The sequence below is a fragment of the Emticicia sp. genome (assembly GCF_049241225.1).
Lineage (GTDB): Bacteria > Bacteroidota > Bacteroidia > Cytophagales > Spirosomataceae > Emticicia.
Genome location: NZ_JBMLRC010000264.1, coordinates 1 through 1,661 on the forward strand (window position 1 = coordinate 1; position 1,661 = coordinate 1,661).

General features: G+C 38.6%; 1 protein-coding gene. It reads right to left on the reverse strand.

Going from position 1 to position 1,661, the window contains the following annotated elements; all coding sequences use genetic code 11:
* The coding region (locus ACOVO2_RS14275) for a hypothetical protein (protein ID WP_421770629.1) at positions 1 to 1,661 on the reverse strand (1,661 nt) is incomplete at both ends.

Here is a 1,661-nt window from a genome sequence, read left to right on the forward strand (position 1 = left end):
TACTTCAACTTCACTGTCCAGACCTCAAATTTGGTTTTGTTTGGGTTATAAATGTATAACTTATTATAGGCTTCAGCATACGAAAGTGCGGGTAATGCACTGGCTGGCAATGGTTTATCACCGATTGTTTTTCCTTTTAGGTCGAAGAAGGTATTGTTCTTTCCATCGAATATAGAAATTACTCGTAGGTCATTTCCTAAATCGAAATACTTCAATTGAGATTTCATAAAGTTGGTACTTTCAATTTTTATGACTGATGCTCCTTGCTTATTGAAAATCACCATCGAAGTTGGAGTACGACGCACTACTAACCAATCTTTGCGATTTTGGTCGAATAATAGTTCAAATACCGTTCCTTTATCGGGTCGCTCCAACTGAATATTGGCGTCGGTTATGCTATTGCCGAACATATCTACTTTCTTGATTTCACCGATTTCAGAAAGTAAAGTAATTACCGAGTTTTTGTTGCCATCTTCTTCCACAATCATTCCTACTGGTCGAGCAGTTAGTGGCACTTTCGGGAAACCGCTTAGGTTCGGTCCTTGCTCGTAAAATACATTGAGTGTACCATCTTTTTGAAGGACAGCCAAATATGGATTGTTTTTATACTTAACTGGCTGAATCTGAACTATACTGCCAAGCTGAGTCGGAGTCTTTATCTTGCTTACTTTTTGGGTTTCTTCATTAATTATATATATCGCCCCCGAAGCATCAACAACATAGATTTTGGTTTCGTTGGCGGCCAAGGCTTTTACTCCGCCATCGAGCGATAATTCGGGCGAACTGGCTACAATCCCTTTTGTATTATCTCTACTCAAAACCACCAAATCGCTCGGTGTTGTGGTCAGATAATGCAAAAGTCCATCTTGAAAATAATCTGTTGGTAATAAATAGTTGGTGTTGATTGCCTGACCCAGCGGAATAGCATTGATTTCTTTGGCAGTATTTGACAATAATTTCAGGTGACTATCTGCCTGCTGAATAATAATTTCATCGGCGGCATTAACTGGATTTTTGATAATGTTTGGAATACCAGCCAATGGGCTATTGACAACTAAACTATCTTGCAAGAATAACTTATTAACAACAGCCGCTTTTTGAGTCTGTGGGACTTTTTCTATCAAAAACTTAGTGCCGAAGGTGCTATTAATCACAAAGTTTTCGATGGCGATAAAGCGTAAATCTTTCACTCTAACTTCATGTTTGAGCGTAGAAGCTTGCCATTTTTTTGGTAATGAATAATAAATATTGTTCCATACTCGCTGAGGGCTAATAATGGCTGTTACTTGCGACTGTGGACTAAGTTTGGCTATAAAATCTCGATAAATGCTCGATTTTGCCCAAGTTTGACCCGTGTTTAGATTATTGAGGTATTCACGCATGGCATCGTCATCGCTTGCCAGAATGATATAATCATCCTTTTGAGTATAGTAGCAGTCAGAAAAACCTTTGAAAACAGAACCAAAAAGCATGGCGGGTAATTGGCTGACATCAATTTTTCTTACATAATTATTGAGGTATGTGAACGGTTGGGATTTGAAATAGCTCGAAATCTTTTCGGCATTGGTAGCTAAATCATCAAATAAATTGAGAGCTTCGGCCGAATCTTCGGTTTTGATGAGCAGGATTTTCTTCGATGGCTCATCCGATGAAGTTTCCAT